Source organism: Candidatus Cybelea sp. (assembly GCA_036489315.1).
Taxonomy (GTDB): Bacteria; Vulcanimicrobiota; Vulcanimicrobiia; order Vulcanimicrobiales; family Vulcanimicrobiaceae; genus Cybelea.
In genome coordinates, this window is the sequence record DASXFZ010000063.1 from 1 (window position 1) to 14,739 (window position 14,739).

A 14,739-nucleotide genomic window follows, 5' to 3' on the forward strand; every position below is an offset into this window, starting at 1 on the left:
ATCTTCTGGGCGCCGGCCCGCGCGAGCCAGCTCGACGATCTTAACCCGGAACTCCAAGGGGTAGGCTCGCGGATGTTTTTTGACCATTGGTGGACCCTTCTCCACAAAGTGGAAAGTGTCCACGGAACCCGGGCAGCTTCAAACCCTGGTCATTAGCAGATCATGATCCATCAGAGATCGTCGGCAGGGGATGACCTGCAGCGGTGGCCTGCAGCGGAGCCTCGAGATGCTGCTCTATGGCATCGGGGTTGGTCAGAATGGCGTTACCGACGGCTCCAGGGTCATACTGGCCGTCACCTTCGAGAAGCGAGAAGAGCTGACCGTTGCCCAGACGCTCGAACAGCGGATTCGTCGCGTGATCGTAGCGCGAGATCGTCAGGAAAAGAATCCGATCGTTCGCAATCACGCTCAGCATTTCGTTGACTTGCAGCTGCGCGATCGCGGCGCTCAACGAGTCACGATCGCGAATGCCCGTCCGAGGCACGGCTGGCCCGGCCACTCCGAGAACCGGGAGCCAAATCCGCCCAACACATCGACTTTACATACGATCGCTACCGTTACGTCGATTGATCATGTATATGACGTCTCTTTAGTTGGAACGGAAACAATAGGAGGGTTATACACTTATCATTTGCATCTTCAGCCGACAATCCGCCTGGATCGGTACAGGATCAGAGAGCTCTGGGTTGATGTGTACACCTACCAGATTGTTCAGCTCGAAACCAAAGGCAACTTTACGGACGCGCCCATGTCAAATGTAGCCTGGCTCGTGACCTTCCAAAGCGTCGATGGCACCAGCTACATCAAGGACGAGACCGCGCTAGAGCCGCTCGTATTCCGTCACGACAGAACGTTTTTAACCGCAACCATCAGCTTTGATAATATTAGCGCAACGGACAACGCTACAGCCATCCTCCCAACCATGGACAGCCACGCCGCTTTGCGTGAACCGCGGCGCAATTAGCTATTCGCTAATCGGGCCGCGCGCAAGGCCCACGTCATCGTTTTTGTATGCTCTCGTTATTTGTTGATTTGAGCGTGCCGCGTGCGGCCCGATCTTCCGTTCGTGGTCGGCTCTTCAGTCGTATTGCGTATCTACGTTGGCGAACTTGCCATCCTTGGCGATTGTTGCTGCAACAAGTAGCGCCAAGCCATTTTTGAAGAGAACGCGATACGAGTAGGTGGTGCTACCGTCGGGCCATCCTTGCTTGCCTTTGTAAATCCACCGCAGTGCTGCTCCGGCCCCAGCGTAATGTGCATGCATGAAAACGACCCGATCTGGCGTTAAATCTTTGTTCAAATTGGGCGTCAGTTCCGATCGGTCGATGGTTCCCGAGTGAAGCTCCGCCCAAACCATTTCAGTCTTAGCGGTTATTTGAACATCTTCGCCGGCAGCCGCAATATCGCGCTTCTTTGCAAACTCCGGGTCTAGCTTCGCGAGGATATTTTTGGCGATGTTGTCGGGCGGCGTATCGCCACTATTTGTTAGCACGACGATGCTCAGACCGAGCGTGGGGAAGACATCGTTGATCGATGTAAAGCCTAACATCCCGCCATCGTGGGAGATTACCGGGATGCCGTCAATCGCGTCGATGCTCCACCCTAGCCCGTATGTCGTGGATTTGCCATTGATATAAAGGGGCGTCGTCGCCAGTTTCGCATCAGCCACCGATATGATGCGACCGCTGAAAAAGGCACTGTCCCATCCGGCAAGGTCTCCCGCCGTCGAAATGATAGACCCCGCTCCCCCCGACCAGCCGTAACCGATGTGTCCGGCAACCTTCAGCTTCTTTGCCGCAACTGAGGTGTACCCGACTGCCATATTTGGCAAGGACGGCTCGTCTTTGAGGAACGTGCTGTGAGTCATGTGGGCGGCCGCGAAGATGTTCTTGGAAATGTATTCGTCATATGGCATGTGCGAAACGCGCGCGATGATCGTTCCGAGCAGCAGGTAGTTCGTGTTGCTGTAGACCGACTGCGTGCCCGGCTCGAAGTTGAGCGGCATGTTCTTGATCAGTGCGAGGGCTGCATCGAGGCTCCCCGGGCTCGCGGATATAATTTCTACGGAGTTTGGGACGTCGTTAATGTGGTCCGGGATGCCGCTCGTCATTTGCAATAACTGCTCAACGGTGATATCCTTGCCGCGAGGATACTCCGGCACGTACCGTCCCAGCCGATCGCTCAGCTTCAGTTGCCCGCGTTCTTTGAGTTGCAGGATCGCAGCGGAGGTGAACGACTTGGTTATCGATCCGATCTCGAACAGTGTGTCCGAACCTACCGTCCGGCGCGTGCCAATGTCACGAACGCCATACCCCTGATCGAGAATGATTTGGCCGCCCTGAACAACCGCGATCTGTACGCCTGGTATATTCTCGCGGCCAAGGGCAGCTGTGGCAACGTCGGCCGAGGCTAGTAGGACTGTGGAATCAGCGGGTGACGATGTAGCGGGGAACGCGGAGGTAACGTCGCAGGTCAACGCAAGAACAAGAGCGACCCAAAGGGTTGTTATCCAGCGCATAGCCCAGTCTATACCGTATTCTTGGGATTACGCCAGCCCGCAGAGCGACAAGCGAGTGAGAGAGCACACGCGACTGACTGGCGTCGCGCCCGCTGCCCCTGTCGCGGTCTTTCGATCGCGGAGCACCAAGGAGATAAAATACAAGAAATGCCACGACGCCGCAGCGTCACGGGCATAGAGGAACGAGCCGAAACGCCGCACCCCTGGCCCAGCTCGCTGATCGCCGGCCATCGTCAAAAAAGCCTATAGAATAAGGACTTTTCGCAGCACCCCTCGCGGCTGCTCATCGCGCACGTTTTGCATTCACGTTTGCAAAAACTCGGCAACGTCGAAAAAGCTATATGGGATAACGCTTTTTCACGCGGTCCCATGATGCATGCTCCATGCGTTGTGCATCAGCTCTGGCTTTCAATGTTTGATAACCACTATGGCGTTCACTGAGGCGTATTACATAAGGGCCTTCGAACGTCCGGTGACGCTTGCTTCCGCGAGGGTTATGGCTCGCCGACCAAGATGCGATCCGCAGGCCAGCGTCGTCAGCGCAACGCCTAAACCGTGCACCTGGACGCGAATAGACATACGTTCGTGAAGAGAAGCATGTCTCGATCGCGCGCCGCTCAGTAGCTGGGCGTAGCGTCTCAGCAGAAACTGTGCAGCACTTTTTCAGTGCCGCTTAGGGTGATGCTGAAGACGGTGCCAGCGTTGCAGGCGCCTCCATAATACGTCGTGCCGTAGAGTTTGCCGTTCAGCCTGGTCAGCTCCGTGAGCGGATATGTGCCGTCGGCGCTCGTTGAACCGAAGGAGTACAACACCTTCACTCTGCCGCTCGGGGTAACACTGTACACGGTTCCGGAACCGTCACAATAGACGGAGCTTCCGTATTTGCCTCCGGCGGTTGTCGTGCCGTAGAGCGTGCCGTTGACATCGATCAGGGGCGCTGCTGGGCGAGCGCCATCGACGCGTCCGCAACCTGCGTCGAAGTTGTGCAATACTTTCCCAGTGCCGTTTGTGGTGACGCTGAACACCGTTCCCTGGTCGTAAGACACTCCGCCCGCGTACGTCGTACCATAGAGCACGCCACCGAGGTCGATCAGGCCGCCATTTGCCTGTGCAGAATTACCGCTGGGAGGGTCGGTGATGAAGCTGTAAAGGTCTTTTGTTTGCCCAGTCGCGCTCATGCTGAACACAACGCCGTCATTATCCGCTCCGCCGCCATACGTCGTGCCGTACAGCCGGTTGCCGACTTCAAGCAGGCGTCCGTACGGTTTATAGCCGGCCTCGCAATACCTGCTGCTGCACCCTTCGCCAAAGCTGTGCACCACCTGCTCCACGCCGCTCTTCGTGACGCTGAAAACGGTGCCAAAGTTGTAAGTGCCGCCGGAGTATGTCGTACCGTACAGCGTTCCGTGAACGTTGGTAAGTCCGGTGGGCTCATTCCCGTCGGGTAGTTTACCGAAACTATGCAACACGTGCTCGTCGCCGCTCGTTGTAATGCTAAATACGACGCCATTGCCGTGAGCGCCGCCGCTCGAGGTGGTACCATAAAGCCCGTCACCGACGAAAATCATACTTGACGGCCCGACACCGTCAGAGCCTTTGCCGAAGCTGTGCAATACCGTCTCTGTACCGCGTGTCGTGATGCTGAACACGGTCCCGCAGCCGCCAAAGCTGCGTGACGGACAATAGGCGCCGCCGTATGAGGTCGTGCCATACAGTCTGCCGTTTATGGGGACTAATCGCGTCGTGGGAAAGGTGCCATCGGTGCTGGTTGCTCGCGCTAGCGATAAGGTAGGATGTTGAAAGCGCTGAGCCATTGCGCCGCTTTGCGGAATCGCGCCCGGCACGCCGACCGGCGGCTGCGATGCGCCGCATCCAGAAACTAGCGGCGCGACAAGAACGCAACTTATCAAAGTGAAGTTATTGCGTAGAGCTATCTTCATTTTATCAACCTACTGCAACTGCCATGAAATAATGATTTTACCGTTTCCAGAACGCGCCGCACCTTGACGGTTTTTCAAAACCTTCGCGCTCGACTCGACGTATGATGATCCGCCGCCGCCGCCACCGCCACCGGTGTCTCCGAATGCTGCCTCGCCTCCGCCGCCACCGCCATAGAACCCACCACCACCACCGCCGCCCCCTGGACTGGTGAGTTGCCTCGCTTTGCAGCAGCCGCCGGTACCGCCGCTCCCGAGTTGTCCTCGCTTGCCATGCGCGGCGTGGCCACGGCCTTGCGTGTACGCGCCGCCTGCGCCGCCTTTACCGCCGCGCATTTGCGTTCCACCAAAACCGCCTGCGCCGTCGGTGGGGCTATTGCCGCCTTTCCCTTTGCCGCCGATCTTTCCGCCGCCAGCTCCACCGGAGCCGTTGCTTCCTTGAAAAAAGGCTCCGCCGGCACCGCCGCCGCCGCCCGCGACAAGAACGCGGTCTGCTAGAGCGCTACCGCCCTGCCGCACATCAGAAGCGCCGCCGCCACCGTTACCTCCATTCTCACTGCTATTGGTATAACCGCCAGCACCTCCGGCGCCTCCCCCGTTGAATCCGCCGCTACCAGCTAACCCATTGTAACCGTTGACGCCCTCGGCGCCGACGAGGACATAGAGCGTTTCTCCCGACGTAACAGGTAGCACGGCTTTAACCACGCCGCCGTCACCACCCATAACGTAATTCGTGCCGTCTTTGCCGCCGCTCGCGCCGTAAGCGGTGACGGTTATTGCCGTCACGTTATTTGGCACAACGAAAGTCTGCGCTGCGCCGGTGAATTTGAAAGTTTTTGACTGTGCCTTGTTATCCGGTGCTTGCGCCATCGCGCCCGGCGCGCCGATCGGCGGCTGCGATCCGCCGCACCCTGCGAGCATTGCCACAGCCGCGCAGCTCAAGAGCGCGTTTCGGCCAAAACCGAGTATCCTCATTTCTATTCCCCTCGCAGTCTCAACGGATCGGCAGCCTTCAAAGGTTCGGCGCCACCACCAAAGCCGCCTCGGCTCGGCAAAGCCAACACGGCCTCGCGATCGCGAAGCCGTGGGGAAGGGCAAAGCCGTGGGGGTGGATGAAAGCCACCATCGTTTCCCGCCGGCGCCTAACCTATCCGTGATTAGATTAGGCGAAACAAGATTGGACCGCATCATGCTAGTGCAATTGCTAGATGACTGAGCCTTCTTTTGGCCATCTAACAAAGTAAATATGAACTTCGGCTTCTACTCGTTCCCGTCCGCTGGGACGCTGACCGCTGCGCCGTCCCCTGCGTAAGGTGCGACAGCTTGTTTAATAGTCTTCCGCTCCCGGCGCCCTTGCGGATAAGCCCAGTAGCCGAAATCTTGGGAGCAAAAGGTGTTTCCACCCACCACGAATGAGCCATGAATCCAAGGCTGAATAATCGACGTGTGGCCAGTAGAGGCGCAGCCACCGACCAGCTTGGTTGAACCGACGATTGTTGCTGCTGAGCCCGAGACTTGCACCCGATAGAAGCCGGTAAAGAGCTTGCCCTTCATCGCCTGATCGCCGACTGCAAGATATTGACCATCCCACTGAACGGTGTCTCCCGCGTGAAGAAAACAAGAATCTGATCTTTCTTCAGCTTCCCAACGTTCGTGGGGACGACAGTGATGGCGCGCGGTCCCATGTCTCCATTCTTGGGGTCAACGGTCGACCCGATTCGCAGCGGCATGGCAGCTCAGCCTGGCCGGGGGGCTCGTTTTGGGAGGCTCTAACTCCTATCCCGCAACGCGGCTCTGCGGGCATAGAGGAAGGGGCTCGAAACGGCGCCCCCTACCCTCGCTCGGCGATCCGTGTGATCGCAAACAATCCCGTAAAATGGGGCGTTTCGCAATCGCGCGCCACGTCTCGACCGTCGCACGAAGCTCGTGGGGTTTGCGAGCTACTTTTGCAAAAACTTGCAGCGTGTCAAAACAACCTATAGTGTACGGCTTTTGCATCGGCTCGCGATGGGTGCCCGAGCATGATGGATCGGGGCGCCAACATCACTTACAGCAGTCGTATCCGCGCCAGGCTTCCCTGCCCTCTCTTACAAGAAAGAACACAACCGCTAGTGAGGCAACGCCATCGACCCACCAAACACGAAAAATCAGTTGCGCGACGAGGCTGATAACTACGACCACACCGAGATAGCCGCAGGTAATCGCCTCGATAGCATCCGCACGCAATGCTCGACTCCCAAGGTTTTCCGCAGTCTTGAGCTTAGCCCGAGCGAGCGCGTACATTGCCGGGATGGAAATGACAGCTAGTAGCAGTCCGGCGAGCGAGAAGTCCGCGCCGACCCGGTACCAAAGACTCGACCCGGCCGTCAGGATTACATACGCTGCTAGAGCGAATAGCAACGCACTAGCTACCTTGCTCGCGCGTATTTCAATCGCCTCGGGAAATGCGAGACCCGCTTTTAGTTCGACCGCTAATCGCCACATTAGCACACCGGCGGATGAAAGCTCGATGATGCTGTCCAGACCGAATGCCATTAGGACAAGGCTGCGGGCCATGATAGACGTAGTAATGGCGACGGCAGCTTCTATGATCATCCACGCAACGGTTAACCATTCGAGAACAAAGGCGTGCCGTATAAGGGTGGCTCGCGGCCTATTGACTAGGTGCTCCAATTGCTTATCCTGTTTTCCTCGTGGCCCAGCAAACTACTTTCGGCGGATGCGAAACTCGCGGCGAATCGGAAGGTCTCAACCACGAAACCATAACCCCAACGCACCAACGTATAGAATCATGCAGAGCGCCACACGCAGCGCACGTTGCGGCAGTTTGTGCGCGAGAGCAACTCCGAAACCGACGCTAAGAACGGCTCCGGTACCTAGTATCAGACCGACGCGCCAATCTGCAAAGCCTGCAAGTGTGTAAGTCGAAATCGCGATCACTATTGCGGGCAGCACAACAGCGATCCCCATACCTTGGGCCTCCGTTTGAGAGAGCCCGAAAAGTAACGCGAACAACGGGATCGTAAACGTCGCCCCCCCAACTCCGAACAGCCCAGAGCAGAATCCTCCGCTCGCTCCGATCGCCGATGCAGAGGGCCATTGAAGCCTCCTGGTCATAGCTTGTCGCCAAAATGCGCTGAAGATCGTGAACGTTGCCAAAGCTGCGAGGAAAACCGCCAAGCCTTTCCGCATGGACTGTTCTGCCAGGTGAACTGCAATGTGCGCGCCGATGAAGGTTGCGATCGCGGAACCGCCTGCGGTTGCTGCAATCAAACGCCTGTCTAGGCGGCTTCGGCGGGCGTATGCCAAAGTGCGATGACGCCGACCGGAAGTTGCATCACAAGACTGGTCCTCTGAGCCAGTTGTTGACTGAAGCCGAGAAAGCCGAGGATCGGCGCCGCGATAACGCCTCCGGTAATCCCGAACGTACCCGCGACGTAGCCAAGTGCGAGGCCTAATAGTAGATCGAGCGCCAGACTGCCTTGCATCAGCTAAGATCGTTCGCGAGAGCAGTATAGAAACTTTTTGATTGACGAGGCGTCGGAATAGTTGTATTATGCAACTGTTGAGCCGTCGAACTACCGGGGTCTCGCCCGTTACCTTCGAGCAGCAGATCGTCGGATTGATCCGCGCGCTCGGATTGCATCGGCCGGACCAAACCCCTTGCGGAGCGCCGATTTCCGTGGGGGAAGCTCAGGCGCTTTTCGAGCTCGCCCACGACCCTGGCATCTCTCAAAATGAGCTCGCCGCGCGACTGCATTTAGAGAAGAGCACCGTCAGCCGACTATCTAAGATGCTCGAACAACGCGGCTGGCTCGACCGCTTGAGGGACAAGGACGATTCTCGATTGTTGAGGCTCCGGCTGACCGCGGCTGGATCAAAGGCGGTGCATCGTCTCTCCGCTTCGCGGCGGGCGCGATTCGCTAAGGTCTTTGATGCAATACCCGCGCAGAAGCGCGAGGCCCTCTTGGATTCACTCTCTCTTCTATCCGAGGTACTTAATGAAGCGTAATGCTTATACGGCCATCATGGCTTTGGTGCTCGCTGCATTCCCATTTGTAGTTCGAGCGGATGATGCGCACCAGAATATGGTCATGGAACACGGCGAGCAGGTGATGCCGTTCGACCAGGCCCAAGCGATGCACATGTTCTTGCCAAGCGCAACTGGAGGTGTCGTTGAAATCGTAGTTCACGACATGAATCCTACGCAGATCGCGCTCGTTCGGTCGCATTTGCTTCAGGAGGCAGCGAAGTTTGCGCGGGGTGACTACTCCGCCCCGGCGTATATCCACGGAAAGAGTATGCCCGGCCTAGTTCAGTTAAAAGCGGGCTCTTCTCGTATGTCAGTACACTACTTCGAAACGCCGAGTGGAGCAGCGATTACTCTCGGCAGTACCGATCAAACTCTGATCTCAGCCATTCACCAATGGCTCGCAGCGCAGCAGAGTGACCACAACTCAGGTAAGATAAATCACTGCGACATGCAGATGTAGGGGCTAACGGTAATAGATATCCCCCTATTTCAAGCCGTCGGTTAGTGCGACCACAGCGTCCCAGTGCCGTGGGTGCGGTGCCCGCTTCCCAGCGCGAATGCGCGAGCAGGCTGCGAGGGACAAGCCCGTCGCTTTCGCAATCGCATTCAGGGTAAGGTGGTTGAGCTTGGCCACGACCTCGCGCATGAACCATGCATCATCGCGAGCACTCCCACGATGCCCCTGCGTCCACAGTCGGTTTTGGCGGTGCCCTTCGCCGATTGCCTCGCCTCGCTTCTGGTTCATCCCAGGATCGCGGCGCGGATCGTTACCGCTTGCGGTCTGCGCCGCGAGGGCTTTGCGAGCGGCTTCGATTGCGCGCAGGCCATGCTCGCGACGAGCTTTGGGCATGCATTCGTCGCAATGACGGCGCCGACGCTTGAGTACCGGCTTACCGCACAACGCACAAGGGATCGAGTTCGCTGCGAGGCCCTCCGCATGAGGGGCGCCCCACAGCTTGGCGGCATACGGCCGGGGCTGCGAGGTTTTGCGAGGCGTATGCGAGAGCGGGGAAGGCTGGGCTCCGGCCTTCGTTCGACGCACGGCCGCGCTAACGGAACGCATGCGAGGTTCAATGCTTCGATTACTGAGCGCGTCGCGGAACGTTTGTGCGAGGTTTGCCACGATCGGCCGCAGACATTCGCGCCAATGCGGCAGCGTCAGTGCGAGTTCATGGGTCAACGGTGCGGCAACTCGACAGACTCCATTTGAAAGTTCAACGAAGTCGCGCGAGATGAAAGTCCGACCTTCCAGCAGATCGAGCAGAAACGCGTCTACATCGGGCCGAGCGGGTTCCATGGCATCGAGCGCAAAACGAATCGCGATTCCTCTGGTCGGCGTGCAGCACGCCTAAGGTCGGATCGAGACCAGCGCCGAGGAGTGCGAGGCGCGCTTCCGATTCAAGAAGCGCGTACGTATAGTTGAGCAATGCATTAACCGGATTAGTCGCGGCGCGAGGTGCGCCGGTCAGGATCGAAGAGCGGGAATCGTACCGCGCCCATCGCGCCGGGACGCGAGCAAGGTCCCGACCTCGCAACCGTATCGGCACGGATGACCACGCATTCCAATAGATCGCCGCTGCCTGTGCCTCGCAAATGCGCACCTGTTCGATGGAGTTCACGCGATCCAGCGTCTCACACAGCGCATCGAAGCCTTGAAGGTTTACACGAAGGCGTGAGGGATTAGCGCGCTGGCCGTTGAGCTTCTGTGCGATGAGACCTCGCGCGACTTCCACGTCGAGTCCGGTCGCGACGGCGAGCGCTTGCGGGCGGCGGATCGGCAAGCCGTCGTATCCAAATGGAACCGAATGTGCGAGAACCTCGCCATTGGGATTAAGCTGGATAAGTGTCGCGCCAATCGCGCGCAGCCATGCGAGGGCCTCAAGCGTGACCGTTCCGCTTTTGCCTAGCAGGACAAGCCGTTCGAGTCCTGAGCCCGCGCGGTCGAGGGCGATCGAGCGACGATGCGGGCCAATCCCGTCCTCAATACGGAGCTTGCCGTACAATACCCGCAGGCTGATCCCGTAATCGCCGTTCCATGTGTCTATCTCGACTTCGCGTCCATGTACCCGACCGTTTTCTCGCTCCTGAGTGTCTGGTTTGAACACCTGATTCCCCAGAGACTTGAGCCGATCGCCGTAGACCCGGAGGAGGCTCAGGCACTTCTCGCTGCGGTCTCCGAGAAGCCAGAGATTCTCTTCGACAAATCGGAATGGCCGAAGCTCGCATTCTTCGCCCAGGTCGAACCCAACGGGGCGTTTCTTCCAGCGCGCGTAGAGGTTCCAACGAAATACGCCAAGTCGCTGAGAAACATCGTCCTCGGACCGGTTGAGTCCGAGCATCCACTATGGTACGCGGGACCTGACCTCGCAGCGGCGGCGATCGCGGGTGAACCGCTCCCTCGCATCGTGAAGGCTTGGAGGCTGCGTCCGGTCGGCGTTCAGGACTCGCTTCGGTCGGTCGCCTTTCGGGGCGAGGTGACGATTGATCCTCGCACGGATGACTTCTTCCGTGTTCTCATCGAGGAACGGAAACGCGTGAGCGACAATCCGCTTGATGACGAGTTACGCAATACCGGGTTCAAAGTCGTTGCGAACTCCGGATCGTATGGCGACTTTGCCGAAACGAATCCCGCTGACATTGATCCAGACATTGAGCCGACGCCGCGAGCCGTCGAGGTCTATGCTGAGAGCGACTTCACGACCTACGTCAATCGGCCCGAGAGCCCCGGACGGTTCTGCTTCTTCCCGACCGCATCGCTTGTCACGGCTGGAGCGCGCCTGTTGCTGGCGCTCGGATTCCATGACGTTGCAAAGGCAGGGGGCGAAGTCGCATATTGCGACACCGACAGTCTTATCGTCGTGGCATCGGAGCAAAGCAAGCTCGTACCATGCGATGGGGGTCCGTATCGCCTCGCCGATGGTCGGCACAGCGTGCGCGCACTTTCTTGGAAGAGCATCAAGGAAATACGCGAGCGCTTCGAAGCGCTTAACCCGTATCGCAGCGGAACGGGTCCACTTTTGAAACCCGAGGCCGAGAACTTTGCGGGCGATAAGAAGACGCCAACGCAGCTCTGGTTCTACGGCGTTTCGGAGAAAGTGTATGCCCTCTTTAATCTCGACTCGAACGACGCTCCGGTAATCCGTAAATACTCCGCGCACGCGCTCGGGCAATATCAATCGCCGATCGCTGGAGACCGTGACCGCGAATGGATTCGGCTCGCGTAGCAACGGAAGGTACGCGCGTTCGGACGGCCGATCGAATCGTTTGTCTGGGAGCAGCAGCCCGCTTTAGCACAGTTGACCCTCTCAACGTGGTCAGTTATGAAGCCCTACCTGCGGAATCCGAGTATCAGGCCATTCGACTTTCTCATCGTTGCAACGCCAACACGTTCCTTTAGCGACTTTGCACAAGGCTTCACTGCTTGTTGCGGCGACCAGCGGCCATCATGTTTCCTGTTTGATAATCCGGCTGATTGGCTTTCGCAGGAATGGTGTTGCCTGCGTTGCGGGAAGCTGACGCCAATGCGCCGTTTTCGTTCGTATGAGAGCGTTTTACATGGGACACTCGACAGCTTCGAGGTCAAGCGCCTCTGCGCCGATGGAGCGGAGCCGGGTCCTAACACGATGCGCGGTTTGACGATCGCACGGCCTGTTCGCGTTGAGTCGGTGACCCTTATCGGTAAGGAAGTTATCGTAGACCCGACCGATAGCGATGAGGCGCTGACAGCGGAGATGCTTAGCGAGACGAGCATGATCAAGTACGTCAACCCCGCAGAGGCGCTCGACGTCTTGCGCGCGCGAGTACGCGAGGCCGGTATTAAGGCGGTTTCGCGGGAGAGCGGGCTGAGCCGTCGTCATGTTCAGGAGTTCGTCAATGCGGGAAGTACGCCGCAACCTGAGACGATTGCAAGGCTTGAGGCAGCTCTCAGCCAGGTCGAGGAAAGGGGCACGGCAGGGCTGAAACGACAGCCTGCGCCTGCCTAGCGGGACTTCGAGTGCTTCTCCCCACGGTCTGCTGAACTACGACCTGGTTCCGCGGTGCGCTATCTGGAGGGCTTGTTACCGCGATGTACCTGGATTTTGGCGGCGCTCTAGCCGCAATCGGCCTCGTCCTTGCGGTCTACCAACTGCGAAGGCCTACGTGGACCGTCGTGCTACAGATCAGGCCTTTTTGGCAACGCTATCTCTTTCTTATTCTTGCTCTGGTCGGCGCGGTGCTAACGATAATCGCGGTCGGCCTAGACCGATTTCAGCCATGTTGGCACCCGGCGTGGTTATTCGAATCGTTCCCGTATCAGGTGCTGGCATATCTCTCGTTCGTTGCCGCACCGGTATCCTTGCTGCTCCTGGCTAGCATTCGAAGGGGCCTATTTAACGTACGAAATGCGGCTCGGTTTTATCACACGCTTGGATGGCACTTGGCCGCGACGGACGATCGAGCAGCCGCGCTCGACGTACTGCTTTACAATTTTACGACGCTGGCCGATGGAGCAGGAAGTCTGAACGCCACCGAAGGGCGCCGTTACGCTCGTGCAGTTCTGGATGTGATCCTTACGGATGACGGCGTAGTGAGAGAGTTAACCACCAAACGGCTCGCCGGACTCCAACACATCTTCTTGGTTACCGAGAAGGTCGGGTTTTCGGCCGGATACACCCCCGCTAGTATCCCAGCCTTGATGAGAAGCCTCTATGCCGATCCGAATTCGTTCTTATACAAGCAGTATCGAGCTGATGGGCTCGCCCACGCGTTCAATATATACGAAACGATCTTCGGCTCCCCTCGGCTCTTAGAGAGTTTCGGGCTCTTTGATTATCCGGCCCTCGATTATACGATGCGAGTCACGATGGCCTCACAAGGCATCGACATATTCATTGAAGCATTAACGCGGGCGATCCGGACCTACCTCACAAGTGGCGAAGTGTCTGCCGGACGAATCAATCGGGGATTGAGGTACCTAAGTGAAGTGCTCGGCGATCTCTGCTATCGGATAGCGAAGGAGGCGCAAAAAGGGGACAGCGAGGCTCGCATGAGCGCATGGGATGCGGTTGACAAGATTGTGTCGCTGCTTGGGCGCGATTGCATTTTTATTGCTAATCCGAGCGAGTGGCATCCTACAATCGTGGAGAGTGAAGCGGCGGCAGATATCGAAGGTTTCCATTCGCGCTTATCCATTGCCGCAGGATTTGCTCAGGCGGCCTGCGATGCGTTGACGCAGCTTGCCACGATTGACAAGGCCGTAGACATTCAACGGTCCTAGATAACAGTCGTGGAACTGTTGGGAGGCCTCGTGGGCCGTGACACCTCGTCCCTTTGCTTGAATTTTCGCAGGCCATTTACGCACAAGACCTGGGAGCGCATCCATGAAAATGTCGTGCACCGCTTCTACCCAGCAACGTCGCGGAGCTATCTCGAATACATGGGGTTCTTACTAATCTGCGCGGGTGGCGCCCAAAACGAATGGACTGAGGAACAAAAAGAACGGGTTAGGCGACTTCTCTACGTCGATCTATCCCCTCGCTTTGACCGAAATGAGAGCATGATAAATAATAAACCAATGGAAGAGGCGCTACTACCAGAAGTTATGCGGTACGAGGGCGGGCACTTCTATTACCGAGCACGGTATGGTGAAGGCGAGGAAGTCGAGATTGCTCGACCCCCAAAGGGCGCTAACTCCGCTCTTGAAGGCGTTAAGAGCGAGTTTGATCCATAGGCAAACCTTGGTGGCGTGGAAACATCCGCAAGGTAATCGAGTCGCCCGAGTCCCTGGATCGTCTGCGAATATCGGAGTGACGGACCTAATCCTCCTTCCAAGTCTGATAGCCGAGCACCCTATGCCGCGCCATGTAGCGCCCGAACCGGCGTTTTCCGCCCGATCCTTTCGGCCAACGCTCTCGCATCGTCCGTGAAATGAGTAAGAGGTCCTCTTCCTTGCAGAGTTGCGAGACATCGAACACGGGAGAACCAAAGGCGATCGGCCGCCGGTCCTCTTGCAGACCCATCGTGGTTATCACAGCTTGACCAAGCGACCGTCGTAGGGTCGACAAGTCTCGGTGGTGCGACGGATGTCTATCAGTTTTGGGTGACCGGCCAGAATCGCGCGCATCCTGAGGGCGCCACCTTGGTCGGAGCAGATGCAAACGCGAACAGCAACACTGGCGCGGCCGAAGTCTGGCCCTATCCGGCAGGCGGCTCGACTCCCACGAAGGAGGTGACGCAAAGCCTCTACGCTCCCCAGGGGGCGGTAGTAAGCA

The 14,739-nt window shown here is 57.9% G+C and carries 16 protein-coding genes; 6 read left to right on the plus strand and 10 right to left on the minus strand.

Annotation, left to right across the window (positions count from 1 at the left end; genetic code table 11):
* Positions 1-160: 160 nt before the first annotated feature.
* Positions 161-451, minus strand: coding sequence for a hypothetical protein (locus VGG51_14450; protein HEY1884226.1), 291 nt, complete (start codon positions 449-451; stop codon positions 161-163).
* A gap of 240 nt (positions 452-691) precedes the next feature.
* Here VGG51_14450 and VGG51_14455 point away from each other — a divergent pair, with 240 nt between their 5' ends.
* On the plus strand, positions 692-964 hold the full coding sequence (locus tag VGG51_14455) for a hypothetical protein (protein ID HEY1884227.1): 273 nt from the start codon (positions 692-694) through the stop codon (positions 962-964).
* A gap of 114 nt (positions 965-1,078) precedes the next feature.
* Here the strand turns inward: VGG51_14455 and VGG51_14460 are convergent, their stop codons facing one another.
* The 7 genes from VGG51_14460 to VGG51_14490 form a co-directional block, all read right to left on the minus strand.
* Positions 1,079-2,518 carry a serine hydrolase domain-containing protein gene (locus VGG51_14460; protein HEY1884228.1) on the minus strand — a complete coding sequence of 480 codons (1,440 nt, stop codon included), beginning with the start codon at positions 2,516-2,518 and terminating at the stop codon, positions 1,079-1,081.
* Between the two features lie 638 nt (positions 2,519-3,156).
* Entirely contained in the window at positions 3,157-4,458 is a 1,302-nt protein-coding gene (locus VGG51_14465) for a choice-of-anchor tandem repeat GloVer-containing protein (protein HEY1884229.1), read from the minus strand.
* A 9-nt stretch (positions 4,459-4,467) separates the two neighbouring features.
* Positions 4,468-5,397 (minus strand): glycine-rich protein, encoded by a 930-nt coding sequence (locus tag VGG51_14470; GenBank protein ID HEY1884230.1) that lies wholly within the window; start codon positions 5,395-5,397, stop codon positions 4,468-4,470.
* A gap of 318 nt (positions 5,398-5,715) precedes the next feature.
* A complete protein-coding gene (locus VGG51_14475) occupies positions 5,716-6,009 on the minus strand; it encodes a hypothetical protein (GenBank protein HEY1884231.1) in 294 nt (97 codons plus the stop codon).
* Between the two features lie 489 nt (positions 6,010-6,498).
* On the minus strand, positions 6,499-7,050 hold the full coding sequence (locus VGG51_14480) for a cation transporter (protein HEY1884232.1): 552 nt from the start codon (positions 7,048-7,050) through the stop codon (positions 6,499-6,501).
* A gap of 153 nt (positions 7,051-7,203) precedes the next feature.
* The gene (locus VGG51_14485) at positions 7,204-7,728 is read right to left on the minus strand and encodes a sulfite exporter TauE/SafE family protein (protein ID HEY1884233.1); all 525 of its coding nucleotides are present in this window, start codon (positions 7,726-7,728) and stop codon (positions 7,204-7,206) included.
* An 8-nt stretch (positions 7,729-7,736) separates the two neighbouring features.
* Positions 7,737-7,943 (minus strand): hypothetical protein, encoded by a 207-nt coding sequence (locus VGG51_14490; protein HEY1884234.1) that lies wholly within the window; start codon positions 7,941-7,943, stop codon positions 7,737-7,739.
* A gap of 68 nt (positions 7,944-8,011) precedes the next feature.
* On the opposite strand from VGG51_14490, the gene VGG51_14495 reads away from it, so the two are divergent.
* Positions 8,012-8,467: a MarR family winged helix-turn-helix transcriptional regulator gene (locus tag VGG51_14495; GenBank protein ID HEY1884235.1), complete on the plus strand. Its 456-nt coding sequence runs from the start codon at positions 8,012-8,014 to the stop codon at positions 8,465-8,467.
* Positions 8,457-8,948: a hypothetical protein gene (locus VGG51_14500; protein ID HEY1884236.1), complete on the plus strand. Its 492-nt coding sequence runs from the start codon at positions 8,457-8,459 to the stop codon at positions 8,946-8,948. The genes VGG51_14495 and VGG51_14500 overlap by 11 nt, the downstream gene beginning before the upstream one ends.
* Before the next feature lie 24 nt (positions 8,949-8,972).
* Here the strand turns inward: VGG51_14500 and VGG51_14505 are convergent, their stop codons facing one another.
* Together VGG51_14505 and cas1 are read right to left on the minus strand one after the other, a co-directional pair.
* Positions 8,973-9,338, minus strand: coding sequence for a hypothetical protein (locus VGG51_14505; GenBank protein ID HEY1884237.1), 366 nt, complete (start codon positions 9,336-9,338; stop codon positions 8,973-8,975).
* Between the two features lie 364 nt (positions 9,339-9,702).
* Entirely contained in the window at positions 9,703-10,827 is a 1,125-nt protein-coding gene (gene cas1 / locus VGG51_14510) for a CRISPR-associated endonuclease Cas1 (GenBank protein ID HEY1884238.1), read from the minus strand.
* Between the two features lie 195 nt (positions 10,828-11,022).
* On the opposite strand from cas1, the gene VGG51_14515 reads away from it, so the two are divergent.
* The 3 genes from VGG51_14515 to VGG51_14525 all read left to right on the plus strand — a co-directional run bounded on the left by VGG51_14515 (position 11,023) and on the right by VGG51_14525 (position 13,745).
* Positions 11,023-11,712, plus strand: coding sequence for a hypothetical protein (locus VGG51_14515; protein HEY1884239.1), 690 nt, complete (start codon positions 11,023-11,025; stop codon positions 11,710-11,712).
* Positions 11,713-11,808: 96 nt separating this feature from the next.
* On the plus strand, positions 11,809-12,471 hold the full coding sequence (locus tag VGG51_14520) for a hypothetical protein (protein ID HEY1884240.1): 663 nt from the start codon (positions 11,809-11,811) through the stop codon (positions 12,469-12,471).
* A gap of 167 nt (positions 12,472-12,638) precedes the next feature.
* Positions 12,639-13,745 (plus strand): hypothetical protein, encoded by a 1,107-nt coding sequence (locus VGG51_14525; GenBank protein HEY1884241.1) that lies wholly within the window; start codon positions 12,639-12,641, stop codon positions 13,743-13,745.
* Positions 13,746-14,739 lie beyond the last annotated feature (994 nt).